Origin of the sequence: Achromobacter sp. ACM03, from assembly GCF_014851665.1 — a bacterium.
Taxonomy (GTDB): Bacteria; Pseudomonadota; Gammaproteobacteria; order Burkholderiales; family Burkholderiaceae_B; genus Achromobacter; species Achromobacter aegrifaciens.
On record NZ_JACVAD010000012.1, the window covers coordinates 38204 to 62169 of the forward strand.

At 63.7% G+C, this 23966-nt stretch carries 25 protein-coding genes and 1 tRNA gene; 2 read left to right on the forward strand and 24 right to left on the reverse strand.

Annotation, left to right across the window (positions count from 1 at the left end; all coding sequences use genetic code 11):
• Positions 1 to 56: 56 nt before the first annotated feature.
• The 8 genes from IB257_RS30685 to IB257_RS30720 are packed head-to-tail and all read right to left on the reverse strand — an operon-like array spanning position 57 to position 7263.
• Positions 57 to 1082 (reverse strand): tripartite tricarboxylate transporter substrate binding protein, encoded by a 1026-nt coding sequence (locus tag IB257_RS30685; protein WP_175214380.1) that lies wholly within the window; start codon positions 1080 to 1082, stop codon positions 57 to 59.
• A 42-nt stretch (positions 1083 to 1124) separates the two neighbouring features.
• Entirely contained in the window at positions 1125 to 1337 is a 213-nt protein-coding gene (locus tag IB257_RS30690) for an acetyl-CoA carboxylase biotin carboxyl carrier protein subunit (RefSeq protein WP_054458613.1), read from the reverse strand.
• Entirely contained in the window at positions 1334 to 2701 is a 1368-nt protein-coding gene (locus IB257_RS30695; protein ID WP_192493311.1) for an acetyl/propionyl/methylcrotonyl-CoA carboxylase subunit alpha, read from the reverse strand. Before IB257_RS30695 ends, IB257_RS30690 begins: the two co-directional genes overlap by 4 nt.
• A 10-nt stretch (positions 2702 to 2711) precedes the next feature.
• A complete protein-coding gene (locus IB257_RS30700; protein WP_192493312.1) occupies positions 2712 to 4256 on the reverse strand; it encodes an acyl-CoA carboxylase subunit beta in 1545 nt (514 codons plus the stop codon).
• A 32-nt stretch (positions 4257 to 4288) separates the two neighbouring features.
• Positions 4289 to 4957: a 3-oxoacid CoA-transferase subunit B gene (locus tag IB257_RS30705; RefSeq protein WP_119450740.1), complete on the reverse strand. Its 669-nt coding sequence runs from the start codon at positions 4955 to 4957 to the stop codon at positions 4289 to 4291.
• Positions 4944 to 5633 carry a 3-oxoacid CoA-transferase subunit A gene (locus tag IB257_RS30710; RefSeq protein ID WP_054458619.1) on the reverse strand — a complete coding sequence of 230 codons (690 nt, stop codon included), beginning with the start codon at positions 5631 to 5633 and terminating at the stop codon, positions 4944 to 4946. The genes IB257_RS30705 and IB257_RS30710 overlap by 14 nt, the downstream gene beginning before the upstream one ends.
• A 59-nt stretch (positions 5634 to 5692) precedes the next feature.
• On the reverse strand, positions 5693 to 6865 hold the full coding sequence (locus IB257_RS30715; protein WP_192493313.1) for a thiolase: 1173 nt from the start codon (positions 6863 to 6865) through the stop codon (positions 5693 to 5695).
• Positions 6862 to 7263: a Zn-ribbon domain-containing OB-fold protein gene (locus tag IB257_RS30720; protein ID WP_254593372.1), complete on the reverse strand. Its 402-nt coding sequence runs from the start codon at positions 7261 to 7263 to the stop codon at positions 6862 to 6864. Before IB257_RS30720 ends, IB257_RS30715 begins: the two co-directional genes overlap by 4 nt.
• 150 nt (positions 7264 to 7413) lie before the next feature.
• Here IB257_RS30720 and IB257_RS30725 point away from each other — a divergent pair, with 150 nt between their 5' ends.
• Positions 7414 to 8346 (forward strand): LysR family transcriptional regulator, encoded by a 933-nt coding sequence (locus IB257_RS30725; protein WP_054458626.1) that lies wholly within the window; start codon positions 7414 to 7416, stop codon positions 8344 to 8346.
• A 13-nt stretch (positions 8347 to 8359) separates the two neighbouring features.
• Here IB257_RS30725 and IB257_RS30730 read toward each other — a convergent pair whose 3' ends face one another.
• Positions 8360 to 8953 (reverse strand): YSC84-related protein, encoded by a 594-nt coding sequence (locus IB257_RS30730; protein WP_054458628.1) that lies wholly within the window; start codon positions 8951 to 8953, stop codon positions 8360 to 8362.
• 328 nt (positions 8954 to 9281) lie between these two features.
• On the opposite strand from IB257_RS30730, the gene IB257_RS30735 reads away from it, so the two are divergent.
• Positions 9282 to 9440, forward strand: coding sequence for a DUF6726 family protein (locus IB257_RS30735; protein WP_054458630.1), 159 nt, complete (start codon positions 9282 to 9284; stop codon positions 9438 to 9440).
• Positions 9441 to 9494: 54 nt separating this feature from the next.
• Here IB257_RS30735 and IB257_RS30740 read toward each other — a convergent pair whose 3' ends face one another.
• The 15 genes from IB257_RS30740 to hfq all read right to left on the reverse strand — a co-directional run bounded on the left by IB257_RS30740 (position 9495) and on the right by hfq (position 23929).
• Positions 9495 to 9737 (reverse strand): hypothetical protein, encoded by a 243-nt coding sequence (locus IB257_RS30740; protein WP_192493314.1) that lies wholly within the window; start codon positions 9735 to 9737, stop codon positions 9495 to 9497.
• A gap of 207 nt (positions 9738 to 9944) precedes the next feature.
• Positions 9945 to 10478 carry a DUF4189 domain-containing protein gene (locus IB257_RS30745; RefSeq protein WP_119450744.1) on the reverse strand — a complete coding sequence of 178 codons (534 nt, stop codon included), beginning with the start codon at positions 10476 to 10478 and terminating at the stop codon, positions 9945 to 9947.
• 81 nt (positions 10479 to 10559) lie between these two features.
• Positions 10560 to 10871, reverse strand: a complete 312-nt coding sequence (locus tag IB257_RS30750; RefSeq protein ID WP_367648237.1) for a DUF2514 family protein — start codon at positions 10869 to 10871, stop codon at positions 10560 to 10562.
• Positions 10825 to 11013, reverse strand: coding sequence for a DUF2514 family protein (locus IB257_RS31780; RefSeq protein WP_367648238.1), 189 nt, complete (start codon positions 11011 to 11013; stop codon positions 10825 to 10827). Before IB257_RS31780 ends, IB257_RS30750 begins: the two co-directional genes overlap by 47 nt.
• Positions 11014 to 11119: 106 nt before the next feature.
• Positions 11120 to 11198: transfer RNA gene (locus IB257_RS30755), tRNA-Ile, on the reverse strand.
• A 9-nt stretch (positions 11199 to 11207) separates the two neighbouring features.
• Positions 11208 to 13472 (reverse strand): RNA polymerase sigma factor RpoD, encoded by a 2265-nt coding sequence (gene rpoD / locus IB257_RS30760; protein ID WP_054458639.1) that lies wholly within the window; start codon positions 13470 to 13472, stop codon positions 11208 to 11210.
• Positions 13473 to 14218: 746 nt separating this feature from the next.
• Entirely contained in the window at positions 14219 to 16273 is a 2055-nt protein-coding gene (dnaG, locus tag IB257_RS30765) for a DNA primase (RefSeq protein WP_192493315.1), read from the reverse strand.
• 19 nt (positions 16274 to 16292) lie between these two features.
• Entirely contained in the window at positions 16293 to 16505 is a 213-nt protein-coding gene (gene rpsU, locus IB257_RS30770) for a 30S ribosomal protein S21 (protein ID WP_006218592.1), read from the reverse strand.
• A 390-nt stretch (positions 16506 to 16895) separates the two neighbouring features.
• Positions 16896 to 17438: a phosphoribosyltransferase gene (locus tag IB257_RS30775; RefSeq protein ID WP_042792860.1), complete on the reverse strand. Its 543-nt coding sequence runs from the start codon at positions 17436 to 17438 to the stop codon at positions 16896 to 16898.
• 84 nt (positions 17439 to 17522) lie between these two features.
• Positions 17523 to 18818 carry an adenylosuccinate synthase gene (locus IB257_RS30780; RefSeq protein WP_042792859.1) on the reverse strand — a complete coding sequence of 432 codons (1296 nt, stop codon included), beginning with the start codon at positions 18816 to 18818 and terminating at the stop codon, positions 17523 to 17525.
• A gap of 76 nt (positions 18819 to 18894) precedes the next feature.
• Positions 18895 to 20052 (reverse strand): ATP phosphoribosyltransferase regulatory subunit, encoded by a 1158-nt coding sequence (locus IB257_RS30785; RefSeq protein ID WP_054458643.1) that lies wholly within the window; start codon positions 20050 to 20052, stop codon positions 18895 to 18897.
• A 264-nt stretch (positions 20053 to 20316) separates the two neighbouring features.
• Positions 20317 to 21219, reverse strand: coding sequence for a protease modulator HflC (gene hflC / locus IB257_RS30790; protein WP_054458645.1), 903 nt, complete (start codon positions 21217 to 21219; stop codon positions 20317 to 20319).
• 18 nt (positions 21220 to 21237) lie between these two features.
• Positions 21238 to 22536 carry an FtsH protease activity modulator HflK gene (hflK, locus tag IB257_RS30795; protein ID WP_054458647.1) on the reverse strand — a complete coding sequence of 433 codons (1299 nt, stop codon included), beginning with the start codon at positions 22534 to 22536 and terminating at the stop codon, positions 21238 to 21240.
• A complete protein-coding gene (gene hflX, locus IB257_RS30800) occupies positions 22502 to 23608 on the reverse strand; it encodes a GTPase HflX (protein WP_054458649.1) in 1107 nt (368 codons plus the stop codon). The genes hflK and hflX overlap by 35 nt, the downstream gene beginning before the upstream one ends.
• An 84-nt stretch (positions 23609 to 23692) precedes the next feature.
• Complete coding sequence (gene hfq, locus IB257_RS30805; RefSeq protein ID WP_006218585.1) at positions 23693 to 23929, reverse strand: RNA chaperone Hfq; 237 nt, start codon at positions 23927 to 23929, stop codon at positions 23693 to 23695.
• Between the last annotated feature and the right edge of the window lie 37 nt (positions 23930 to 23966).

Consider the following 23966-nt stretch of genomic DNA (forward strand, 5'->3'; position numbering starts at 1 on the left):
GTCTCCTCAAAGCGGGCCTGCCGGCTGCCTGCGGCAGACCCGATACTGTCGATTGCCTACTCGGTCGTTACGTTGGCGCGGCGCACCACCTCGGCCCACTTCCTGCCCTCGCTGCCGATGAAGGCGGCGAACTCCGCGGGCGTATCGGGATTGGGCACCGCTCCCTGGTCGCGGATCTGCTTCTGCATGTCGGGCGTCTGGATGATGGCGACCACCTGCTTGTTGATCTCCGACACGACGGCGTCCGGCGTCTTGGCGGGCGCCCACAGGCCGAACCACGACACGACCTCGTAGCCGGGCACGCCCGCCTCCGCCACGGTGGGCACGTCGGGCAGCTGGTCGCTGCGCTGGGCCGAGGTCACTGCCAGCACCTTCAGCCGGCCCGCCTTGATATGCGGCAACGCCGAAGGCAGGTTGTCAAAGATCATCGAGATCTGGCCGCCCAGCAGATCCGTCACGGCCGGCGTGCTGCCTTTGTAGGGCACATGCACCATGTCGACGCCGGTCATCATCTTGAACGTCTCGCCTGACATGTGCAGCGTGCTTCCGTGTCCGGAAGAGCCGAAGGTGAGCTTGCCGGGATGGGCGCGGCCGTAGGCGATCAGCTCCTTCACGGTGTCGTATGGCGCGTTCTTGGGCACCACCAGGGCATTCGGCACCATGGCGGTACGCGTGATCGGCGCGAAGTCCTTGATCGCGTCGTAGGGCATGGATTTGTAGAGACTGGGATTGATGGCGTGCGTGCCTATCGTGCCCATCACCAGCGTGTAGCCGTCTGGCGCGGCGCGCGCCACCTGCGCGGTGCCGATGTTGCCGCCCGCGCCGGGCTTGTTTTCGACCACCACGGACACGCCCCAGTGTTCGCTCAGGCGCTGGCCTATCACGCGTGCCAGGATATCGGTCGTGCCGCCCGCCGAGAACGGCACGTTTATCGTCACCGGCTTGTTGGGAAAGCCCTGCGCCGTCTGCGCGCCCGCCGCGCCGGCGCCCAGCAGCGCCGCCACTCCCAGCAACGCCAGGAACGTCAGGGGACGCTTGCGCGCAGAAGCTGCGGGCGCGTCTTTTTTGATTGTCTTGAACATAGTCTCCTCGCTTTTCTTATCCAGGTTCAGAGGCGGTCCGCCTCAATCCAGCACAGCAAGATCCTGCCCTTCCTCCACTTCATCGCCGACCGCGACCAGAATCTGCGCGATACGGCCTGCTGCCTCGCTTTCCACGGGAATTTCCATCTTCATGGACTCGACCTTGAAGGCCTCGTCGCCCGTCTGAATCCGTGCCCCCTCTTCCACGCAACACGCGACCACACGGCCTGCCACGTTGGAGACGATTTTTTTCATGCCAGCTCCTTTACCGACTCTGTTGAAATCACTGCCTGCAAGCCGTCAACGGTCATCGCACCGGCCTGGAACCGCTCCGACGCGAGCACCTGAAGAATCATGGGAATGTTGGTCTTGATGCCCTCTATCCGCATCGCGCCGAGCGCGCCGGTCAACTCGCGGATGGCGGCGGCGCGATCATCGGCATGCGCGATGACTTTCGCCACCATGGGGTCGTAATGGCTGGAAACCCGGTTGCCCCGCGCGTAGCCCGTCTCTATCCGCAGGCCTGGGCGAGGCGGCGGCAACTCGAACGCTTTCAGAACGCCGGGAGATGGCAGGAAACGCACGGGATCCTCGGCATACAGGCGCGCCTCGATCGCATGTCCCGCGACGGCAGGCGGCCTGTCAATCACCGACGACAGCTTTTCGCCCGCAGCCAGGCGGATTTGCGCCTGCACGATGTCCACGCCGGTGACCGCTTCCGAGATGGCGTGCTCGACCTGCAGGCGCGTGTTGACCTCCAGGAACGAAAAGCCGCTGTCCGGCGTGTACAGCATCTCCACCGTTCCGATAACGTCGTAGCCGATCTTCCCCAGGATCGCCGACAGCCGTTCGGCCATGCCAGCCACGGCCTGGCGGTCGATGGCCGGCGCCGGCGCTTCCTCGATCACCTTCTGGTATCTGCGCTGGGTGGAACAGTCCCGTTCGAACAGGGACAGGACATTGCCAAACCTGTCCGCCAGGAACTGGAATTCGATATGCCGCGGCGACGGCACGAATCGCTCCAGGTACAGCGCGGCATTGGCAAACGCCTTTTCGGCCATGCCGCTGGCGCGTTTCCAGCAGTCGGACAGCGATTGCGGATCGTGGACGGGGATCATGCCTATGCCTCCGCCACCGCCCGCAGGCTTGATCAGCACCGGATACCCGAGTGCGTCGGCGGCCTGGCGTACCGCGACCATGTCGTCGCGAGGCAGGATGCCGGTGCTGCCGCCTGCCTGCAGGCCATGCCGTTGCATCAACTCGCGCGCGCTCGCCTTGTTGCCCAGCACATCGATCCACCTGGACGAAGGTCCGATGAAGCAATGCCCCGCCGCTTCCACTCTGCGTGCGAATTGCGCGTTCTCGGAAAGGAATCCGTAGCCCGGATGCAGCGCATCGGCTCCGCAGCGCGCCATGACCTCAAGCAGCAGGTCCTGGTTGAGATAGCTGGCCCGCGCCGGCGCGGGCCCGATGCAGTAGCTCTCGTCGGCTTGGAGCACGTACGGCAGGTCGGCATCGGCCTCGGAGTACACCGCCACGGATTGCAGGCCCAGCGCCTTCACGGCACGCAGGATGCGTGCGGCAGCGGCCCCCCGGTTGGCAATCAGGATCTTCTTCATCTGCATCCTCTCAGGGCCGGTATCCGGTGGTCACCTGGCCGGGCCGGCGCAGCGGCGCGGCCAGATTGGCGAACTCGACCAGGCGCGCTCGCGTGCAGGCCGGATCGATGATGTCCTCGATGACGAAGGCCTCCGCGCTGCGGAACGGGGACGTCAGGGCCCGCACTCTTTCCTCGATCTCCGCGCGCTTGGCTTCCGGGTCGGCGGCCGCCTCGATCTCGGACCGGTACGCCACCTCCAGGCCGCCCTCGATGGGCAGCGAGCCCCATTGCGCCGACGGCCAGGCATAGCGGAAGTTGAAGCGGCTGGAATTCTGATGGCCGCCCGCTGCCACGCCGAAAGCGCGCCGCATGATCAGCGAGAACCAGGGCACCGTCGACTGCGCGACCGCCGTCAGCGCCTTCACCCCTGCGCGCATCACGCCGTCCTTCTCGGCTTCCAGACCGATCTGGAAACCCGCGATGTCGACCAGGTTCACCACCGGCAAATGGAAGGTCTCGGCCAGATCGACCAGGCGGGTGAATTTCTCGGCGGTATGCCGGTCCCAGCCGCCGCCATAGTGATAAGGGTTGCTGGCGGCGAACAGCACCGGCCAGCCATCCACCCGGGCCAGGCCGCCGACAATGGCCTTGCCCCAATGCCGGCCGATTTCGAACACGCTGCAGGGATCGAACAAGGTTTCCAGTATCGGCCGGATCTTGTAGACCTTGCGCGTGTCCTTCGGGATGGCCGTGCGCAGCCAGTCCTGGTCCGCAGCTACGGTCGGGATCTCGCCCCTGGGCGCAAGATCGTGCACGGAGGCGGGCATGTACGACAGGAAGCGCCGCGCGGCCGCGAAGGCCTCGTCCTCGGAATCCACCTCGTCGTCCACCACGCCATTGCGCGTATGGATGGCGCTTCCACCCAGTTCGTTCTTGCCCAGGTTCTGGCCGATCTTGGCCACCACCGGTGGACCCGCGATGAACAGCTGCGAAGTGTCCTTCACCATGACGGAATAGTGGCTGCCCGCCACGCGCGCAGCCCCTTGGCCCGCCACCGATCCGAGGGCCAGCGACACCACCGGGACCTGCGCCAGGTTGCGCGCCACATAGGCCCAGATCTTCATCTTCGGCAGCAGCGCATGCCCCATCTTCTCGATGTTCCTGACCGAGCCGCCGCCGCCCGTACCGTCGATGAGGCGCACCAGCGGAATGCGCAGATCGAACGCCATCTGCTCGGCGAATATCATCTTGTCGCCCACGGCGCCGTCGTTCGCGCCGCCGCGCACGGTGAAGTCGTCGCCCACGACCACGACGTTTTTACGGTCCAGCGCCGCGCGCCCCATGATCACGTTCGAGGGCATCACGTGGACCAGGCGGCCCTGTTCGTCATATTCGCCGCTGCCGGCCAATCCGCCGACTTCGACGAACGAACCGCCGTCGACCAGCCGTTCGATCCGTTGGCGGATGTCCAGCTTGCCTGCGTCATGCTGACGCTTCACCTTGTCCTCGCCCCCCATGCGCAGGGAAAACGCCTTGCGGCGCGCCAGTTCGTCCAATTCCTGCGTCCAGCTCATTGCTTCCTCCCATGACGGCGCCAGCCTGAAACTCAGGGCGCCAGTTCGATCCACGCCTCGTCCAGCGTCAGTTCCACCGCGGTCCGCGCCTGCAGCGCCGCGAAATCCAGGCCGCTCACCATCGCCCGCACATGCAGCCCGTCCGGCCTGATGTCCAGGATGGCCAGATCGCTATAGATGCGATCCACCACGGCCTTGCCGGTAAGGGGATAAGTGCATGCGGGCACGATCTTTGGCCGGCCGTCGCGATCCACGTGCTGCATCATCACGAAGATGCGCTTGGCGCCCGCCACCAGATCCATGGCCCCGCCGACCGCCGGTATCGAGTCTTCGCGCCCCGTGTCCCAGTTGGCCAGGTCGCCGTCGGCCGACACCTGGAAGGCGCCCAGCACGGTGAGATCGATATGGCCGCCGCGCATCATCGAAAAGGACACGACGTGATCGGTGATCGACGCCCCGATGTCCAGCGCGACGGGCTCCTTGCTGGCGTTGAGCAGATCCCCGTCGACCTCGGCGCCTGGCGGCAGGCCTTTCATGCCCAGGATGCCGTTTTCGCTATGCAGCACCACGCCGCGCTCCGGCTTCAGGTAATCCGCCACCGACGTCGGCATGCCTATGCCCAGATTGACGTACGAAGCGGGCGGAATGTCGTCGGCGACGATCTGCGCCATGCGCGCGCGGGACAGGCTATTGATGCTCATTGGGGCACTCGACGATGCGTTGAACGAATATTCCGGGCGTCACGACCTGTTCCGGCGCCAACGCCCCCAGCGGCACCACCTGGTCGACCTGAGCCACCGTGAGCCTTGCGGCCATGCACATCACAGGTCCGAAATTGCGGCTGGCGTAGCGGTAGGTCAGATTGCCCGCGCTGTCGCCGTACTGGGCCTTCACGAAGGCCACATCGCCCGGCAACGGCTCTTCCAGCACATACCCCCGGCCGTTGATGGAGCGCGTTTCCTTGCCTTGCGCCAGCCGCGTCCCATAGGCCGTGGGCGTGAAGAAAGGTCCCATGCCCGCGCCAGCGGCGCGCAGGCGTTCGGCCAAGGTGCCCTGCGGCACCACCTCCAGCTCGATCCTGCCCGCCGCATACCATTCGCCGAACGCGGCGGCATTGGGCTTCCTGGGATTGGAGGAACGGGCGAAGGAGCAGATCACCTTGCGCACCCGCCCCGCACGGATCAACTGGCTCAAGCCCGGCTCGCCATTGCCGGCGTTGTTGTTGACGATGGTCAATTCGCGCGCGCCGGTTTCCAGCAGCGTCTGCAACAGTTCCGTTGGCACGCCGGATGCGCCGAACCCGCCGATCAGCAGTGTGGCGCCATCCTCCACCCCGGCCACGGCGGACTCCAAAGTAGGCACGATCTTGTTCAACATTGCTTTCCCCATGGCGATGGATGCGGTCGTTCCGCCTCTACCGCAAACTTGTCGGACGGTCAGAGCGCAGGCAAGGCGCTCAGGATCGCGGTGGACTGGCTGGACAAGGTCCCGCCGTTGCCATGCACCAGAGCCAGGTTCGGATCCTTCAACTGGCGCTCTCCGCATTCGCCGCGCAACTGCCTGACGGCCTCGACCATGAGAAATACGCCGTACATGCCGGGATGCACGCAGGACAAGCCGCCGCCGTTGGTATTGACCGCCAGCCGCCCGCCCGGCGCGATTGCGCCGTCGTCCACGAACGCGCCGCCCTCGCCCTTCTGGCAGAAACCCAGGTCTTCCAGGAACAGGATGGTGTTGATGGTGAAGGCGTCATACAACATGGCCAGGTCCATGTCCTTTGCAGATACGCCGGCCATCTCGTAGCAGCGCCTGCCCGATTCAAGCGCCGCCGTCACCGCCAGGTCATGCATGGAGGAAACCTGCCGGTTCCACACCGCGGTGGCGTTGCCCATCACGTACACCGGCTTCCTGGCGCAATCGCGGGCCCGGTCCGAGCGCGTCAGCACAAAGGCGCCCGCGCCATCGCTGACCATGCAGCAGTCGCGAACGGTAAAGGGCTCGCAAACCGGACGCGCAGCCTCCACATCCGCCAGCGACAGCGGCTCGCGCATGGTGGCTTCGGGGTTCAACTGCGCCCATTTCCGCGCGGCCACCGCCACTTCCGATAATTGCTTGCGCGTGGTGCCGTACTGGTGCATGTGGCGGCTCGCGGCCAACGCATACGCCGCCACCGGCAAAGGCGGGTCATAGGGCGTTTCGTAGGGCTGAGGGTCAAGGGATTTCCGCGCGCGAGTCAGATCGGCGCGGTTGAACTTGGCGGTGCGCTGGGTGCTGCCGTAGCAGACCAGGACCGCATTGCATTGCCCGGACGCCAGCGCGTGCATTGCGGGCAGCAGATGCGCCACGTAGCTGGAGCCGCCTATCATGGTGCTGTCCAGGAAGGTCGGCCGTATGCCCAGATACTCGACCACCGACATCGCCCACATCGGCGACAGGGAACTGCATGTCGTAATGCCGTCTATGTCCTTCAGGCTCAGGCCCGCATCGGCGATCGCAGCCATGGCGGCCTGCGCCAGCACCTCCTGCTCGGTATAACCGCGGGCCTGACCCAGCCCGGCCTGCCCCACGCCCACCACGGCAGTCTTGCCCCTCAAATCGCGCAGCGTCATGCCACTGCTCCCATAGGCACAAAGACCACTTTCGCCGCCTCGCCGTCTCCAACGATCCTGGCGCTGACGCGCATGCCGATCCGCACATGTCCAGGCGCGATCTCCGCGACACGGCTCATCATCCGCACGCCTTCCGGCAGATCCACGAGGCACACGTTGTAGTCGCCGCCCTGCTCCGCATCGCGATACACGGTGGTGCTGGCGTACACCACGCCCTCGCCCGCGGGGCTGAACCAATCCAATGCCGCGCCGCCGCAATGGGGGCATACGCAGCGCGGATAGAACACCGCCTGACTGCAATCGGCGCAGCGTTGGATCTGAAACCGGCCTGCCGCCAGGCCCTCCAGATAAACCTGCTCGGGTCCGCCCGCTGCCTGCGCACTGCTCTGGATCTCCACCCTTGTCTCCTGTCGTCTTTTTGAACCTGCCAACATTGCGGCTCAGTGTAGGGACAGGCGTGCGGCAGATAAACGGACCCGAGGGCAAATCACCTTTAACTTTGCGCGCGGGAATGGCTAAGATGGCGTGCACCCATCAGTCCGACCGCCATGTACATCCTGATAGACCATCTCAAGCATGTTCTGAATTTCGTACGCGTCGCAGACAGCGGCAGCTTCACGGCCGCGGCGCACCGGCTCGACATCTCCACCGCATCGGTGAGCAAGAGCGTCTCGCTGCTTGAGGCCAAGCTGGGTGTGAAGCTGCTCAATCGCACCACGCGCAACCTGTCGCTGACCGACGATGGCGAATTGCTGCTGCAGCGCTGCCGCCACATCCTGCTGGAAGTGGAAGCCGCCGAGGCCGAAGTGACTGGCGCCAGCGTGAGCCCGCGCGGCAAGCTGCGCGTGCATGCACCGGTCGGGTTGGGCAGGAAGGTCATCATGCCCGCGCTGCTGTCGCTGACCGCGCGCTATCCGGAGCTATCGATCAATGCCGATTTCAGCGACCGCATGCCCAATCTGGCCGAAGAAGGATTGGATGCCACCATACGGATCGGCGTCACGGCGGATTCGCGCGTCATCGCCAAGACCTTGTCCCGGCTGCGCTACGTCACGTGCGCCAGCCCCGCCTATCTGGCCGCACACGGCACGCCGGCCACGCCCAATGAGCTGGAACGGCACAACTGCCTGGCCTATGTCCAATGGCAGACGGGTCGATATCACGAATGGGATTTCCAGAAAGGCGATGAGCGCTACACGATCACGCCCGGCGGCAATCTGAACGTGAATCATCCGGAAGCCATTCTGGACGCCGTGGTGGCCGGCGCGGGCATCGCCCGCATGGCCAGCTTCATCGCGGAATCCGCCGTGCGGGACGGACGCCTGAAGCTGGTGCTGACGGACTGGATGGCGCCCGGCGCGCCGGTCCAGCTGGTCTATCTGCCGAACCGGCACCTGTCGCCGCGCATCCGGGCCTTCGTGGATGCGATGACAGAGGCCTTGCCGCCGCAATTGCCTTGGGAAAAGGCAATGGGGCTGTAAGGGTGCGGGCCGCTTACAGCAGCAGCGGTGAAATCTTGCTGCCGTCCACCGACACCCCGGCCATGAGGCCGCCGTTGTTCAAGACGAAGCCGACGATGGGCTGCTGCGCGGTGTAGGTATCGATGCTGCCGTTGACGCCCACATTGGCCACCGCGACCGTCGCGTCCGCCCCCACTGTCCAGCCGCTGCTGGCCCGGAACTTGGCCAGGGCGCCGTCGGTCATGAACAGCACCACCATCGCCTTGGACTGCGCACCGGCCTGCAAGCCGATGGAGCCGCCCGTGATGCTGTAGTAGCCGGTATCCGACCCGCCTACGCGCAGCACGCCCGTTCCATGCTGCGCGCCTACGATGAAGCTCGCGCTCAATACGCCCGGAAACACCAGCACGCCACGCGCGCGTTCCACCAATTGCTTGGCCTGGGACGAGGACTGATAAAGCTTGGTCAGGGTCGCGTCGGCTGCGGTATCGAGTTCCTGCCGCTTTTCCGCAGCCGTGGCCGAGGATTGGGCGGTGGTCGTGGTGCAGCCGGTGAACGCCAGGCTGGCCACGCCGAGCATCGCTGCGAGCACGCCGGCCCGACCTGCCTTGGGGAGAGTATCAAGCATGTAGCGCTCCTTATTGTTGTTGGACGCCCTTCCAGGCGCGCCCGGAAGGAGAACGCCACCATCCTACCTGGGATTTTCCGGCCTTGGCGCCATACAAGCGGGATCTGCGTTACTTCCTGTTCCAGGACGAGCAAGTGTCATTACACTTGGCCAGCATTTCCCCACTAATTGCCGTGCAGACGCAAAGCAGAATGCCGCTTCCGCCATGCATCGTGCACATTCTCTTCAGATGGAAATCCGCGTCTGAACATGATCGGCATCGACGCCGCGCAACACCGTCAGCCCTTCCTCGGGCAGCGCCTTGACCAATTATTTTCGAGCACGTCCGATGAAGTGGATCCTGGTCTCAATGCTATGCATGTTCGCGTCCGGCTGCGGTGTCGTCGCCGCCCCGTGCCGTATCGCATCTGCCGCCATCAAGATCGTGCCGGTCGTCGGCGACGTCGCGGCGGCGCCGACGGATGCTTGCGCGGAAGTCATCGACTGATGCGTTGCCTACGCTGTTCCCTTGCCCGCGGCAGACACAGTTGCTTGATCCCGCTTAGCTACATGTGACAACGCTGACCATGCTCAATGCGCTGGTCAGGTATTGGATCGCGGCTGCTTTCTCCGGAGTCTGGTGAACGGACGAATTTTCCAGCTTTACCAAGGCATGCCTCATCAACTCGCCGGGAGACATCATTGAGATGTCAGACGCCATTGGGCGAGCGCCGCTCCACGCCAGGGCTTCCGCCTCGAAAGCCAGAGGGCCTGGGGCAGTACCAGGCAGGACGTTGGATTTCATCGGAGTTCTCCATTGCTGTCTTGCACAAAAGGAGATCAGAGCGAGGGCTGACACGAAAGTTCCGGGGTGACGGCAGGCCGTGGGTACTTGGCGCTTGCAGATGACGTTAGATCATGGCCGGACAGCGGGTCAAACGCCGACTATCGCCCGATGGCGCGCCGCGCACACCCCATACAGCAGAGACAGCGGGAGGGGACCCGCAGCGGCCTATTGTATGAACTCCGCCTGGCTGCAATTGGAGAAATGGACAGTGCATTCCGTCAGGTTCTTCTCTTTGCAGATGTCCATGGCGTCGTCGGTCGCCTGCTCGATGGTGTAGTGCTTGCGGAACATGGTGAAGTACTGGCCATTGCCGACCGCCCCCGAAGCCACGATCGCGCACTGATTGTAGAACGTCATCGCCGTCTTGCAGTCGGTGCCGCCCTTCGAGACACAGTGAGCAATGGCCGCCTTGGTCGCTTCGCGCTCGCTGCCACGGTTGCCCGCCATGCCGACCAGGTTTTCCTTGCTGGACGCGAATGCGCCCCAGCGGGTTTCCCAATGCCCCTGCGGACGCGGCGGCGGCGGCGGCACGCCACCGCCCTGCGGCACTTGGTAAAGGCCAGGGATGGGGATGCACTGGGCCGGCCCCTGGGTGGACATGGTGTAACCATCGCCGCATCCCTGCTCCGCCGCCGCCGGACGCGCAGCGATGAGGACCAGGGCCGCAAACACAAGGGCAAGACAGGGAGCGCGCTTCATCCAGTTTTCCCGTAATGATGGCCGAACTGCCGGAATTTGCGGATATTAGCAGTTCCATGTGGCCGCACATGGTCGCAATACTCAACCCCCACCCTGGCCGTTGGGGTCTCGCACCTCATCGTAGGCCCGTTCGCATGTCAGTCCCGCGATGCGGGCACGATCTGCAACGCCCGCAAGCGCTTCAGCTCGATCGATAGCGCGGCCAAGCATGTAGGCGAGCAGATCGACGGCAGCGGCTCCTGACGGGCCTGCGTCGGCAAGGGCGGGCTGTTCGGCAACTGCGGCGCGAGCCAACGTGTTTGCGCGGGCACGCAGCCGGTCACGCTCAACACGAGTGCCAGCAGCATCAGCGACCGCGACAGCGGCTTTTTTTCTGGGCATTATCGCGGGCATGCTCCATGGCGGCAGTGCGTCGTCGTTCTTCGGTTCTCGCCGCCTCAACAGCGGCAACAGCGGCCTGGGATTGCGCATCCCGCTCAATGGCCTGGACAGCACGCAACTCGGCCACCTCCCGGCCGTGGAACGCGCCCAGCACGAACCAAGCGACGCCGAGAACGTCAAGATTACGTCAATATCGGAGCCGGAAAAGAAACAGCCGCCATTGCTGGCGGCTGTAGGTGCCTGAATTAACAGGACTTTCTTGGTAGGCCCCCCGAGAGTCGAACTCGGCACCAACGGATTATGAGTCCGCTGCTCTAACCAGGCATGAGCTAGAGGCCCTAAAAACTTTTACTGCCCTTCCAGGAAGCTCTTCAGCTTATCGGCCCGGCTGGGGTGACGCAGCTTGCGCAGCGCTTTCGCTTCTATTTGGCGGATGCGCTCGCGCGTGACGTCGAACTGCTTGCCCACTTCTTCCAGGGTCTGGTCCGTGCTCATTTCGATGCCGAAACGCATACGCAGAACCTTGGCTTCACGCGGGGTGAGAGAGTCTAGCACTTCCTTGACCACATCGCGCATGGAACCGTGCAAAGCCGCGTCGGAAGGCGCCAGCGTGGACGTGTCTTCGATGAAATCGCCCAGGTGCGAGTCGTCGTCGTCACCGATAGGCGTTTCCATGGAGATCGGTTCCTTGGCGATCTTCAGGATCTTGCGGATCTTGTCCTCGGGCATGTCCATCTTCTGCGCCAGGGTCGCGGGATCCGGCTCGGCGCCGGTTTCCTGCAGGATCTGGCGGCTGATCCGGTTCATCTTGTTGATCGTTTCGATCATGTGGACCGGAATACGGATGGTGCGCGCCTGGTCGGCGATGGAACGCGTGATGGCCTGACGGATCCACCAGGTCGCATAGGTCGAGAACTTGTAGCCGCGACGGTACTCGAACTTGTCCACGGCCTTCATCAGGCCGATGTTGCCTTCCTGGATCAGGTCCAGGAACTGCAGGCCGCGGTTCGTGTACTTCTTGGCGATCGAGATCACCAGACGCAGGTTGGCCTCGGTCATTTCACGCTTGGCCTTGCGGGCCTTGGCTTCGCCGGTGGCCATGCGCTTGTTGACGTCCTTCAGGTCCTTCAACGGCAGCACGACGCGCGTTTGCAGGTCGATGAGCTTCTGCTGCAGTTCCTGCACCGCGGGAATCTGACGCTCCAGCGTTTCGGCGTACGGGTGGCCGGCAGCCACTTCGTCGACGACCCACTGCATGTTGGTTTCGTTGCCCGGGAACACCTTGATGAAGTGCGTGCGCGGCATGCCGGCACGGTCCACACACGTGTGCAGGACAGCGCGTTCGAGCTGGCGCACTTCCTCGACCTGCTGACGCAGGGTGTCCGCCAGCTTCTCGACCATCTTGGCCGTGAAGCGGATGCCCATCAGTTCATTCTGGATGGATTCCTGGGCGCGCACGTAGACGTCCGACTTGTAGCCGTCCTTCTCGTACGAGTGGCGCATCTTTTCGAACTGCTTGCCGACTTCGTCGAACTTGGCCAGGGCCTTCACGCGCAGGTCTTCCAGCTGCTTGCTGGACATGCCGCCGGCGGGGCCGTCGTCGCCTTCGTCTTCCTCGGCGGTGACGCCGGCGCCGGCGTATTCCTCGCCGTCTTCCGGATCGACCAGGCCGTCGACCACTTCGTCGATCTGGGCCTGGCCTTCACGCACGCGCAGGATGTGAGCCAGGATCTCGTTGATCGTGGTCGGGCAGGCCGAGATGGCCATGACCATGTGCTTCAGGCCGTCTTCGATGCGCTTGGCGATTTCGATTTCGCCTTCGCGCGTCAGCAGTTCCACCGAGCCCATTTCACGCATGTACATGCGCACGGGGTCCGTGGTGCGGCCGAAATCCGAGTCCACGGTCGTCAGCGCGGCTTCGGCTTCGTCTTCGACGTCGTCGTCGTTGGACGCGACCGGCGCGTTTTCGCTCATCAGCAGCGTTTCGGCATCGGGCGCCTGGTCGTAGACCGCGATGCCCATGTCGCTGAACGTGCTGATGATGCCGTCGATCGCTTCCGCGTCGACCAGATCGTCGGGCAGATGATCGTTGATTTCGCCGTAGGTCAGGTAGCCGCGGTCCTTGCCCAGCTTGATCAGCTGCTTCAGGCGGTTGCGGCGCGCTTCGTATTCTTCGGGCGTGACGGGGCCGCGGGCGATCAGATCCTTGGGATCGGCCTTGCCGCGCTTGCCGCCGCGCTTGGGCGGCTTCAGGTCGGGCAGAACTTCGCCGTCGCCGTCCATTGTGTCGTCAAAGCCGTCGGAATCGTTGTTCGCGTTCTTGGCGGGACGTCCCGGGCGCCGGCCGCTGGGCGCGGGGCGCGCGCTGCCCACCAGGTCGGCGAGCTTGTCTTCGGCCTTCTTGGCGCGAGCCTTGGTCACCTTCTCGGGCTTGTCAGCCGCGGCAGCCTTGGCCGTCTTCTTGGCGGCCGTCTTGGCTGCGGGCTTGGCGACCTTCACCGCCGTCTTGGCGGGCGCCTTTTCCGCTGCCATGCTTACGACGCGCTTGGTCGTGGTGGCCTTGGTTTCGGCCGCATCAATTGCAGAGGAGGATTTGCCGGTGGATTTGGTCATAGTCGCTTCCGTGGTCGTCGCAACCCGTTCGGGCATGTTGCACCGCATGAAGCCGCTTTGGACAGCGGTCCAACGCGGCGGTTATACGGGTAAATCTGGTGAATCAGCGGAGATCACGCGGCTGCGTTGTTCGCAGCGCCGGCTCTTGCGAGCCCGCTTGGCGCCGTTGCGGTGCAATACCGTACTCGCGCGTTGCGTGCATGACCTCATCCTGCGTAGGCTCCCGGGCGTCGGGGGGGCTGCCTGCCTATAAATAGGCTTTGCTTGCTTATCGGGCCTTTGCCCCAAGCAGCTGAGTAGACACAGCACCCAAACCACTAACGCCATCCGGAGATAACCACCGCCGAACTGCTTGATTCACCGCTTAGCTATATTAATTAACCATGTAACAAAGTTGACGCGCGCATCCGCTTTTATTTCTGCCGTTGCGCATCTGACGTTCCGTTTTCTGGAGCATCCGCCACGCCCGGATCGCCGGTCCCGCGTCAAACCCTATACATCCATTAGATTCTGGCTGCCGGAATAGATTCCGCCCGCCGAATGCATTTCTTGTTGCTCACGCCTCGTGGCACGAGGACTAGCGCCAAATTCAGCAAGAATCAGGCCGCAATCAACTGCAAGCGCCACAATCCGCGTACATCAGAAGACAGACCTATCAGGCAGGCTCGCGCCCAACCTCACACTCCCGTCCCGCCCGTCGCAAAAAAACTCGCTTCGCAAGCGGACAACCTTTGATTTTAGCGCATTTAGCGCACGCCAGCACCTTTCAGCACGGCCATGCGGCTGGAAAGCTCCTGATAGCGTTTACGCGCCTCTTCCGTGGCCAGGCCCGCCGCAGCGAGCTTGGCCATTTCCAGCTTGGCCGAGTCAAATTCGATCCGTCTCAAGGCGTCGTCCCATTCCGTTTGCGGATCAGGCAGGTCTTCCTGGGACAGGATGTCGGCCCGCAGGCCCTTCAGCACCGTCGCCAGATCCGAATCCGGCTCCGCGGCTTCCAGCAGGGCGCCGACATGGCGGGCGCCGCTGGACTGCGCCAGCATGATCAGGTCTCTTACAAGACCTAGATGGGGGCCGTGGTCGATGACTTCAAGCTGCTGATCACCCATGGAGTCGACCAGTTCGGGATGCGCCAGCAGCAAGCCCAGCAGGCGCTTGGCCAGCGACGGCATGGTGCGGCGGCCTTCAAACCCGCCCACATCGTTGTCGCGCTTGCCTTTCCAGCCGCCTTTGCCGCCCTTCCAGTCACCCTTGCCCTTCCAGTCGCTTTTGCCCTTCCACTCCTGCTTTCCGCCGCCGCGCTGAGCTCCTCCGCCACCAAAGTCGGAACCCTGGGACGGTAGATGAACCTGGTCCGCGTAGTCGGACTCGTCGGCCGGGATATCATGAAAATCGTGTCCGGCGAAATCGTAGCCAGCGTCCGTATAGCCCGGCTCGTGGCTCGGCGCCGCAACCGCGCCGGCATCCCCCCCCGTGGCGCCCGGCTTGGGCGCGGGCGCGAAGGGTTTTGCGGGCTGCTGAGCCAGCACCTGCGCCATTTCCTCGGGCGTCAGCTGTACCAGCTTTGCCATTTCCCGCTCGATCTGCACGCGCAACGCGCATTCGGGAATGGCAGCCAGCAATGGCTTGGCCTCGTGCAGGCAACTGGCCCGCCCTTCGGCTTCGTTCATGTTGTGCCGCGAGGCCAACTCGTCCAGCAGGAAGCGGGACAGCGCCACGGCCTCTCCCAGGCACGCCCGGAAAGCTTCCGCGCCCAGTTCGCGCACATACGAGTCGGGATCGTGCTCTGACGGCAGAAACAGGAAGCGGATCGCAATGTCGTCGCGCAGCACGGGCAGGCAAGCCTGCAGTGCACGCCACGCGGCGCGCCGACCCGCGCCGTCGCCGTCGAAGCTGAAGATGACCTTGTCGCTGGCGCGCAGCAGCTTCTTGACGTGGTCCGGCGTGGTAGCCGTACCCAGCGTCGCTACCGCGTTGGCGATGCCTTGCTGAGCCAGGCCGACCACGTCCATGTAGCCTTCGACCACAATGACCTGCCCTTCCTGGCGTATGGCCTGGCGCGCCTCCCACAGCCCGTAGAGCTCGTGCCCCTTCGAGAACAGCGGGGTTTCGGGCGAATTCAGGTACTTGGGTTCGCCCTTGCCGATGATGCGCCCGCCGAAGCCGATGAGACTGCCCCGCGCATTGCGGATCGGGAACATGACGCGTTCCCGGAAACGGTCGTAGCGACGTCCGTCTTCGGATTCGATAACCAGTCCGGATTCCACCAGGACAGGGGCCTCGTAATTCGGGAAGACCTGCGACAGGCCGTGGCGGTCGGTGCCCGACCATCCCAGGCCGAAATGCGCCGCGATTTCACCGGTCAGGCCGCGCTGCTTCAAATAGCGGATCGCCGCGGGCGAGGCCCGCAATTGCTTGAGGTAATGCGCCTGAGCGGCATCCAGCACCTGCGTGTGGCGGGATTCCTCGGCCTTGCGGCGCGCGGTTTCCTGCTGCTGGCGTGGACTGCGATTTTCTTCGGGGACCGTCATTCCCGCCGATGCCGCGAGCGTGCGCACGGCATCGGGGAAACTGGCGCCCGTGTGTTCCATCAGGAAGGTGATGGCGCTGCCATGCGCTCCGCAACCGAAGCAGTGATAGAACTGCTTGGTGGGGCTGACAGTGAACGAGGGACTTTTTTCGTTATGAAAAGGGCACAGGCCAAGCAAGTTGGCCCCGCCCTTTCTCAACTGCACGTATCGCCCGACTATGTCGACGACGTCGACTCGGGCGAGCAAATCCTGGATGAATGATTCTGGAATCAATAGATTCGGGAATCAAAAATCAATACAGGCGCGGGGGCAGTTGTTGGCTACGGATGCGCTTGTAGTGGCGCTTCACAGCGGCGGCGTGCTTGCGCTTGCGCTCAGCCGTGGGCTTCTCATAGAACTCGCGCGAACGCAGCTCGGTGAGCAAACCGGTCTTTTCGATGGTGCGCTTGAAGCGGCGCAGAGCGGCTTCAAACGGTTCGTTTTCCTTCAGTCGAACGATAGGCATAAAGTGATTGGCCTGCTTGTAGGGTAACAAAAGTTGATGACAAACCTGGCTTGCTTACCAGCAACGCTGCGCGGGTCCAGGTACGCGTAAACGGCCTCGTGGATACCAAAATCATACCAACAGAGGCAGGCACCGCGAACGGGGAACCTTGAAAGCGCAATCCAGGCGCCGGACTCCGGCTTCAGCGCTGCTTGGCAGCCCTGAACCACAGACCCATCCCGGATTTCCGCTGGCTGTTTCCGTTACCCAAAGACTACCCAAAGAGTAACAAGCCAAGTTCGGTTTAGCGATAACCAGCGATTCTAGCATGGTCATGGCTGTTTTGACTACTGGAGGGACAGTCTGGCGCCCTGGGCGGCCAGAATGCCCTCTCCTGCCGAAACGCCATGCTCAGCTCTTGGAGCCCTTGCGGATCCAGGCCTCGAGCTGGTGCGGACGCAGGCTGTCGTAGTCTTCGAAAGGCTGGTGGATCCAGGGGTTCGTCGGCAGCTTGTCGACGTAGTAGTCCGGCGTCGCCTGGGAATGCCCCTTCCACCACAGCACCGCGCTGCGCAGCTCGGTGATGTCGGCAAACTGGCTTTTCAGGTGATCGTAGACCTTGCTGAAGGTCTTGCCGGTATCGACCATGTCGTCCACCAGCAACACTCGCCCGGACAGCGTGCCGCGCGTGATGGTGATGAACTGGGCGATATCCATGTCGCCCTGCTTGGTGCCGGCCGCTTCGCGATAGCTGCTCGTGGCCAGGATGCCCAGCGGCACGTCAAAAATACGGGACATAACGTCACCGACGCGCATGCCGCCGCGCGCCAGGCAAAGAATCTTGTCGAACTTCCAACCCGATTGATGCACCTGCAAGGTAAGGCGCTCGATCAGGCGGTTGTAGTCGTCCCACGTCACCCACAGATGGCTGTCATCATTGGTCGGCGTGCTCATAGGCAAGCATCTCCTGCTTAATAAATACGAAAAGGCCGCCGCCGGTATGAGACCGGCGGCGGCCTTGCGAATAATAACCCGATGTCAGCCCTTCAGGGGATGACGCAGCACAATGGTTTCATTGCGGTCCGGGCCGGTCGACACCAGGTCGATGGGCACGCCGCAAACTTCGGCCACGCGCTCCAGGTAGCGACGCGCCGCCTGGGGCAGCTTGTCGTACTCGGTGATGCCGACGGTGGATTCGCTCCAACCCGGCAGCTCTTCCAGCACCGGCTGCGCCTGCGCCACGGCATGCGCGCCATAAGGCAGCACATCGCGGAATTCGCCGTTGACGCGGTAGCCGACGCCCAGCTGGATGGTTTCCAGACCATCAAGCACATCCAGCTTGGTGATGCACAGGCCGGTGATGCCGTTCAGGCGGACCGAGCGCTTGAGCGCGGCGCCGTCGAACCAGCCGCAGCGGCGCGGACGGCCCGTGACGGAACCGAATTCCTTGCCGATCGTGGCCAGGCGGGTACCGATCTCGTCGACCAGCTCCGTGGGGAACGGACCCGAACCGACGCGAGTCGTATAGGCCTTGGTGATACCCAGGACGTAGTCCAGTTGCTGCGGACCGACGCCCGCGCCTGCCGAGGCGGCGCCAGCAACGCAATTGCTGCTGGTGACGAAAGGATAGGTGCCGTGGTCGACGTCCAGCAAAGCGCCTTGCGCGCCTTCGAACAACAGGCGCTTGCCTTCCTGCTGCATGGCGTACAGGTTGCTCGACACGTCCTTGACCATCGGGGCGATGGCCGGAGCCAGCGCCATGGCCTGGTCGCGCACTTCATTGGCGGAAACCGCCTCGGCGCCCAGGTACTTGGTCAGCACGAAGTTGTGGTAATCCAGCACTTCGGCGAGTTTTTCGTCGAACAGCGCGGGATTGAACAGGTCCTGCACGCGCAGCGCGCGGCGGGCGACCTTGTCTTCATAGGCCGGGCCGATGCCGCGACCGGTCGTGCCGATCTTGCCGTCGCCCTTGCGCGCCTCGCGCGCCTTGTCGATGGCGACGTGGTACGGCAGGATCAGCGGGCAGATTTCGGAAATCTGCAGGCGCGAACGCACGTCCAGACCGGCGGCCTCAAGCTCTTCGATTTCCTTGAGCAGGGCTTCCGGGGACAGCACGACGCCGTTGCCGATGAAGCAGGTGACGCCGGGATGCATGATGCCCGACGGGATCAGGCGGAGAATCGTCTTCTTGCCGTTGATCCACAGCGTATGGCCGGCATTGTGACCGCCTTGGAAGCGGACCACGCCCTGGACGGATTCCGCCAGCCAGTCGACGATCTTGCCCTTGCCCTCGTCACCCCACTGGGTGCCGATTACGACTACGTTCTTGCTCATGTTACGAATCAATATCGAGTTTCTCGGGAAATCCGGAAATCTCCCCGCGGCCCTCTCGTTGCCGAGAGGGGGTTAGTCACAGCGTTCTGACCGTCCAGGCGCCATCCTGCAGCGCCAGCTCGCGATCGCAAACGAATTCGTCCTGATCCTGCTCGTGACCGGGCAATACCTGAACGACAATTTCCCCCGACCGGCGCAGGCGGCGCACCGCCTCGGTCAGGGCGGGGGCTTGCCCCCAGGGCGCACGTACCGCACGCGCCCTTTCCGCCGGCGGCAAACCCGCCGCCAGCTTGCGTAAATCAAGACTGAAGCCGGTGGCGGGACGGGCCCGGCCAAACGCACGGCTGACATCGTCATAACGGCCGCCGCTGACCAGCGCATCGCGCCAGCCTTCGGCATACAGCGCGAACTTCACGCCGGAATGGTAGCCATAGCCGCCCACGTCGGCCAGGTCCACGCCGAACGCCACATTGGGCATGGCGTCGACCACCAACTGCAGCGCGTCCAGCGCAGCCACGACACCCGGCAGCAGAGGGAGTTCACGGCGCGCCTCCTGCAGCACTTCCGGCCCGCCGTATAGCTTGGGCAGCAATTGCAGGGCTTTCAGGGTCTCTGCACGCAACCCGGGAGCCCGCTCGGCCAATTCACCCAGTCCCGGAACGTCCTTCTCGCGCATCAGCAAGATGACGTCCTGCGACAGGGCCGTCGCCGCCGGATCGGACTCCAGCAGTGCGCGCAGCACGCCCGGATGGCACAGATCGAGCCTAGGGTTACGCACGCCGGCAATCGCCACGGTTTCCAGCACCAGCTGGATGATCTCCAGGTCGGCCTCGAAGCCGGCGTGGCCGTAGATTTCAGCGCCGATCTGCAGCAGCTCGCGGCTGGCCAGCAGGTCCGCCGGGCGGGCATGCAGCACGTTGCCGCAATAGCACAGGCGGGTAACGCCAGCGCGGTTCAACAAATGCGCGTCGATGCGCGTAACCTGAGGCGTCATGTCCGCGCGCACGCCCAGCGTGCGTCCGGACAATTGATCGACCAGCTTGCAAGTGCGCAGATCCAGATCGCTGCCCGTGCCGGACAACAATGAATCGATGTATTCGACCAGGGGCGGCGCGACCAGCTCGAAACCGTAAGTGCGATACAGATCGAGAAGTTCGCGGCGCAATTCCTCGATGCGCCGGGCCTCTGCCGGAAGTACGTCGGCAAGGCTCTCGGGCAGCAACCAGTTACCCATGAATGTTTACCTGAAGAACGCCAAGTGATGCGTGGGCGTCGCCCAAACGAAAAAGCGGCTGAGGGGGCGTAAGCCCGCTCAGCCGCTGCGGAATGTTTTCTAGCTTACGGGGTATTGTACATGGTTCGGCGGCCAATGCCAGCCGGGACTGCCGCGGCAGCGTAACCGTCCCCTATTGCGGGGAATTCGGGATGCCGCCTTGCCAGCAAGCAAAAAGCCCCTTGGACTTCCAAGGGGCTTTTCTTCCGCATTACCGTCGCCGCATCACTTGGCCGGCACGGTCACCGGCGCCAGGGCGTCGCCGGTGGGGTCCTTCATGAACTGGAAGAAGCTGGAGCTGGGGTCGACCACCAGCACGTCGCCCGGCTTCGAGAACGAAGCGCGGTAGGCCTCCAGGCTCTTGTAGTACGTGTAGAACTGCGGGTTCTTGCCGTAGGCCTGCGAATAGATCGCGGCAGCCGCGGCATCGCCCTCACCCATGATGCCCTGGGCCTTGGCGTAGGCCTGGGCCACGATGACTTCACGCTGGCGGTCAGCTTCGGCGCGGATCTTTTCGCCTTCGGCGGCGCCGATGGAACGCAGCTCGTTGGCGACGCGCGTACGCTCCGCTTCCATGCGGCGGTACACCGATTCCGAAATTTCCGGCGCGAACTCGATGCGGCGCAGACGCACGTCGACGATCTGGACGCCCAACGGTTCGGCGCGCTTGGCGACGTTGGTCAGGATTTCGGCCATGATCTTGTCGCGTTCGGTCGAGACCACGTCGCGCACCGTGCGCACGTTGACCGAAGCGTTCAACGCGTCGCGGATCAGCGCCTGCAGGCGCTCCTGCGCCACGCGCTCGTTGCCGCCGGTGGACACGTAGTACTGGCGCGGATCCAGAATGCGCCACTTGACGTACGAATCGATCAGCAGGTTCTTCTTTTCGGAAGTCTGGATGCGTTCGGCTTCGTTGGTTTCGATGGTCAGAATGCGCTTGTCGAGCGTCACGACATTCTGGAACGGAGGCGGCGCCTTGAAGTAAAGGCCGGGTTCGTTGATGGTCTTGCGTACTTCACCCAGCGAGAACACCAGGGCGTAGTCGCGCTCGCGCACGACGAAGACGCAGGAAGACAGGGCGGCCAGCACGATGAGCAGGCCGACCAGGATAGGCATGAGACGTTGCATGATCAGGACTCCTCCGGGTTAGCGCGACGTACGGTCGCGAGGCAGCGTGTTGCTATTGCTGCTGCCGGAAGACTGAGGCACCGGCGCGGCGCTGCCGCGAGCCGGCGACTGCGCGGGCGGAGCCAGCGTGGTCGAACCGGAACCGGCGACACCGGACTTGCTGGCGTCCTGAGCGGCCAGATGCATGATCTTGTCCAAGGGCAGGTACAGCATGTTGTTGTTGCTCTTGGTGTCGACCATGACCTTGCTGGCGCGCGTGAAGATCTCCTGCATGCTCTCCAGATACATGCGCTGGCGCATGACCTGCGGCGACTTTTCGTATTCGCCGAGGATGCTGGTGAAGCGCGAGGTATTACCCTGGGCGTCACCGACAACCTTGGCCTTGTAGCCTTCGGCCTGCTCCGTCATGCGGGAAGCCTGACCGCTGGCCAGCGGCACGACCTGGTTGGCGTAGGCCTGGCCTTCGTTGATCTGGCGCTCGCGGTCCTGGCCCGCCTTGACGGCGTCGTCGAACGCGGCTTGCACCTGTTCAGGCGGCTGCACGTTCTGGATGGCCACAGTACTGACCTGCACGCCGGTCTGGTAGCGGTCCAGGATCTGCTGCATCAGGGTTTGCACTTGCGTGGCCACCGTGGTGCGGCCTTCGTAGAGCACGAAGTCCATGGACTGCTTGCCCACGACTTCGCGCATGGCCGTTTCTGAGGCCTGGCGGACGGATTCATCCGGATCGCGCGTCATGAAGAGGTAGTCGGGCGCGCCATCGGCACGCAGGCGGTACTGCACGACGAACTGCATATCGACGATGTTCTCGTCCGTCGTGAGCATCAGCGCTTCAGGCAGAACCTTGTTGCGCGCGCCGCCACGGAAACCGACTTCGAACGTGCGCAGTTGCGACACGTTGACCATTTCGTGGCTTTGAATGGGGTACGGCAGGCGCCATTGGAAACCGGCTTGCGACGTCGACTTGTACTTGCCGAACTGTGTCACAACCGCGACCTGGCCTTCCTGCACGATGTAGAAACCGCTGGCCAGCCAGATGCCGGCCGCGACCAGGGCGATCACCCCCAGGCCGATGCGCGCACCGCGCGGCGACGGCGGCGTCATGCCGCCGCGGTTTCCGGGGCGGTTATTGCCGCCCCCGCCCTTGCGCCCGAACAACGATCCGATGCGATTGTTGAAATCGCGCCAGACCTCGTCCAGGTCGGGAGGGCCGTCTCCGTTGCCTTGGGGCCGCTTGGGCGGCGGCTCGGAGCCATTGTTGTTCCCACGACCCCAGCCGGGGTCATTCAGATTGAAGAGTTTGATAATTCGCGGCATTGTTTCCCACAATCTGTCCGGTTTCCGCAATTGCCCCGCGCAACGCATCCAAACCGGCGCGCTCGGTGGCGCTTACAAATACTCGCGCAATCGTACCATGTGCATCGCGTTCCACCCGCGGCTCCAATCCGGCGAGATCGATCTTGTTGTAGACCAGAATGGTGGGAATCGAGGCCGCGCCGATTTCGGCCAGAACCTTGTTCACCTCAAAGATCTGCTCATCGCGCTGCGGGCTGGCGGCATCGACCACGTGCAGCAGCAGGTCGGCATGCACGGTTTCTTCCAGGGTGGCGCGGAACGCCGCGATCAGGCCGTGGGGCAGATCGCGGATGAACCCGACCGTATCGGACACCACCACCGAGCCCGCCCCTTCGATCCAGATGCGGCGCGTGGTCGTATCCAGCGTCGCGAACAACTGGTCGGCGGCGTAGCTGTCGGCGCGCGTCAAGGCATTGAACAAGGTGGACTTGCCGGCGTTGGTATAGCCGACCAGCGATACCGACAGCGCACCGCCGCGCGCGCGCGCCCGGCGCTGGGTCACGCGCTGGCGTTCGACCTTGTCCAGCCGCTCGCGCAGCACCTTGACCTTGGCGCCGATCATGCGGCGGTCCATTTCGAGCTGGGATTCACCCGGTCCGCGCATGCCGATACCGCCGCGCTGCCGCTCCAGGTGGCTCCACATGCGGGTCAGGCGTGTGGCCAGATGCTGCAGCTGGGCCAATTCGACCTGCAGCTTGCCTTCATGGCTCTTCGCGCGCAGCGCGAAGATGTCGAGAATGAGCGCAACGCGATCCACCACGCGCAAGTTGAAGGCGCGTTCCAGGTTGCGTTGCTGTGCGGGGGACAGCGGCTGGTCGAAAAGGACGATGTCGGCCAGCAAGGCCTGGGCCATCGCCACGCCCTCATCGGCCTTGCCTGAACCGATGAAGAACTTGGCGTCGGGTCTGTCCCGCCGTGCCGTCAAGGTGCCGACGATTTCCGCGCCAGCGCCCTTGGCCAGCATGGCGAATTCCTCGGCATGGGCCGCGAAGTCCGGATCTCCCAGATCCACGCTGATAATCAGAGCGCGCATACATGCACCATATTGGAGCCAAAGCGAAAATGCCCGCCGACGAGGACCGTCCGGCGGGCAATAAAAGGTAAAGCTGGAGCGAGATTACTCAGCAGGGACTTCCACCTGGAAATTCACGGCGCGCGCGGGGACGACGGTCGAAATGGCGTGCTTGTAGACCATTTGCGTGACCGTATTGCGCAGCAGCACCACGTACTGGTCGAAGGATTCGATTTGCCCTTGAAGCTTGATGCCGTTCACCAAGTAGATCGACACGGGCACATGGTCCTTGCGCAGCGTGTTCAGGAACGGATCTTGCAGAGTTTGCCCTTTATTGCTCATTGGCCAGGCTCCATTTGTTTGTTATTGAGTGGTGGCG

Excerpts from the sequence above, each read along its gene's own strand:
- IB257_RS30735 (WP_054458630.1), top strand. The coding sequence starts at position 9,282 with ATGAAGTGGATCCTGGTCTCAATGCTATGCATGTTCGCGTCCGGCTGC.
- hflX (WP_054458649.1), bottom strand. The coding sequence starts at position 23,608 with ATGCGCGCTCTGATTATCAGCGTGGATCTGGGAGATCCGGACTTCGCG.
- IB257_RS30725 (WP_054458626.1), top strand. The coding sequence starts at position 7,414 with ATGTACATCCTGATAGACCATCTCAAGCATGTTCTGAATTTCGTACGC.
- rpoD (WP_054458639.1), bottom strand. The coding sequence starts at position 13,472 with ATGACCAAATCCACCGGCAAATCCTCCTCTGCAATTGATGCGGCCGAA.
- IB257_RS30740 (WP_192493314.1), bottom strand. The coding sequence starts at position 9,737 with ATGAAATCCAACGTCCTGCCTGGTACTGCCCCAGGCCCTCTGGCTTTC.
- hflC (WP_054458645.1), bottom strand. The coding sequence starts at position 21,219 with ATGCAACGTCTCATGCCTATCCTGGTCGGCCTGCTCATCGTGCTGGCC.
- IB257_RS30780 (WP_042792859.1), bottom strand. The coding sequence starts at position 18,818 with ATGAGCAAGAACGTAGTCGTAATCGGCACCCAGTGGGGTGACGAGGGC.
- hfq (WP_006218585.1), bottom strand. The coding sequence starts at position 23,929 with ATGAGCAATAAAGGGCAAACTCTGCAAGATCCGTTCCTGAACACGCTG.
- IB257_RS30715 (WP_192493313.1), bottom strand. The coding sequence starts at position 6,865 with ATGACGCTGCGCGATTTGAGGGGCAAGACTGCCGTGGTGGGCGTGGGG.
- rpsU (WP_006218592.1), bottom strand. The coding sequence starts at position 16,505 with ATGCCTATCGTTCGACTGAAGGAAAACGAACCGTTTGAAGCCGCTCTG.
- IB257_RS30690 (WP_054458613.1), bottom strand. The coding sequence starts at position 1,337 with ATGAAAAAAATCGTCTCCAACGTGGCAGGCCGTGTGGTCGCGTGTTGC.
- IB257_RS30785 (WP_054458643.1), bottom strand. The coding sequence starts at position 20,052 with ATGGGTAACTGGTTGCTGCCCGAGAGCCTTGCCGACGTACTTCCGGCA.
- IB257_RS30730 (WP_054458628.1), bottom strand. The coding sequence starts at position 8,953 with ATGCTTGATACTCTCCCCAAGGCAGGTCGGGCCGGCGTGCTCGCAGCG.
- IB257_RS30710 (WP_054458619.1), bottom strand. The coding sequence starts at position 5,633 with ATGTTGAACAAGATCGTGCCTACTTTGGAGTCCGCCGTGGCCGGGGTG.
- IB257_RS30775 (WP_042792860.1), bottom strand. The coding sequence starts at position 17,438 with ATGAGCACGCCGACCAATGATGACAGCCATCTGTGGGTGACGTGGGAC.
- IB257_RS30705 (WP_119450740.1), bottom strand. The coding sequence starts at position 4,957 with ATGAGCATCAATAGCCTGTCCCGCGCGCGCATGGCGCAGATCGTCGCC.
- hflK (WP_054458647.1), bottom strand. The coding sequence starts at position 22,536 with ATGCCGCGAATTATCAAACTCTTCAATCTGAATGACCCCGGCTGGGGT.
- IB257_RS30700 (WP_192493312.1), bottom strand. The coding sequence starts at position 4,256 with ATGAGCTGGACGCAGGAATTGGACGAACTGGCGCGCCGCAAGGCGTTT.
- IB257_RS30745 (WP_119450744.1), bottom strand. The coding sequence starts at position 10,478 with ATGAAGCGCGCTCCCTGTCTTGCCCTTGTGTTTGCGGCCCTGGTCCTC.
- IB257_RS30750 (WP_367648237.1), bottom strand. The coding sequence starts at position 10,871 with ATGCCCGCGATAATGCCCAGAAAAAAAGCCGCTGTCGCGGTCGCTGAT.
- IB257_RS30695 (WP_192493311.1), bottom strand. The coding sequence starts at position 2,701 with ATGAAGAAGATCCTGATTGCCAACCGGGGGGCCGCTGCCGCACGCATC.
- IB257_RS30685 (WP_175214380.1), bottom strand. The coding sequence starts at position 1,082 with ATGTTCAAGACAATCAAAAAAGACGCGCCCGCAGCTTCTGCGCGCAAG.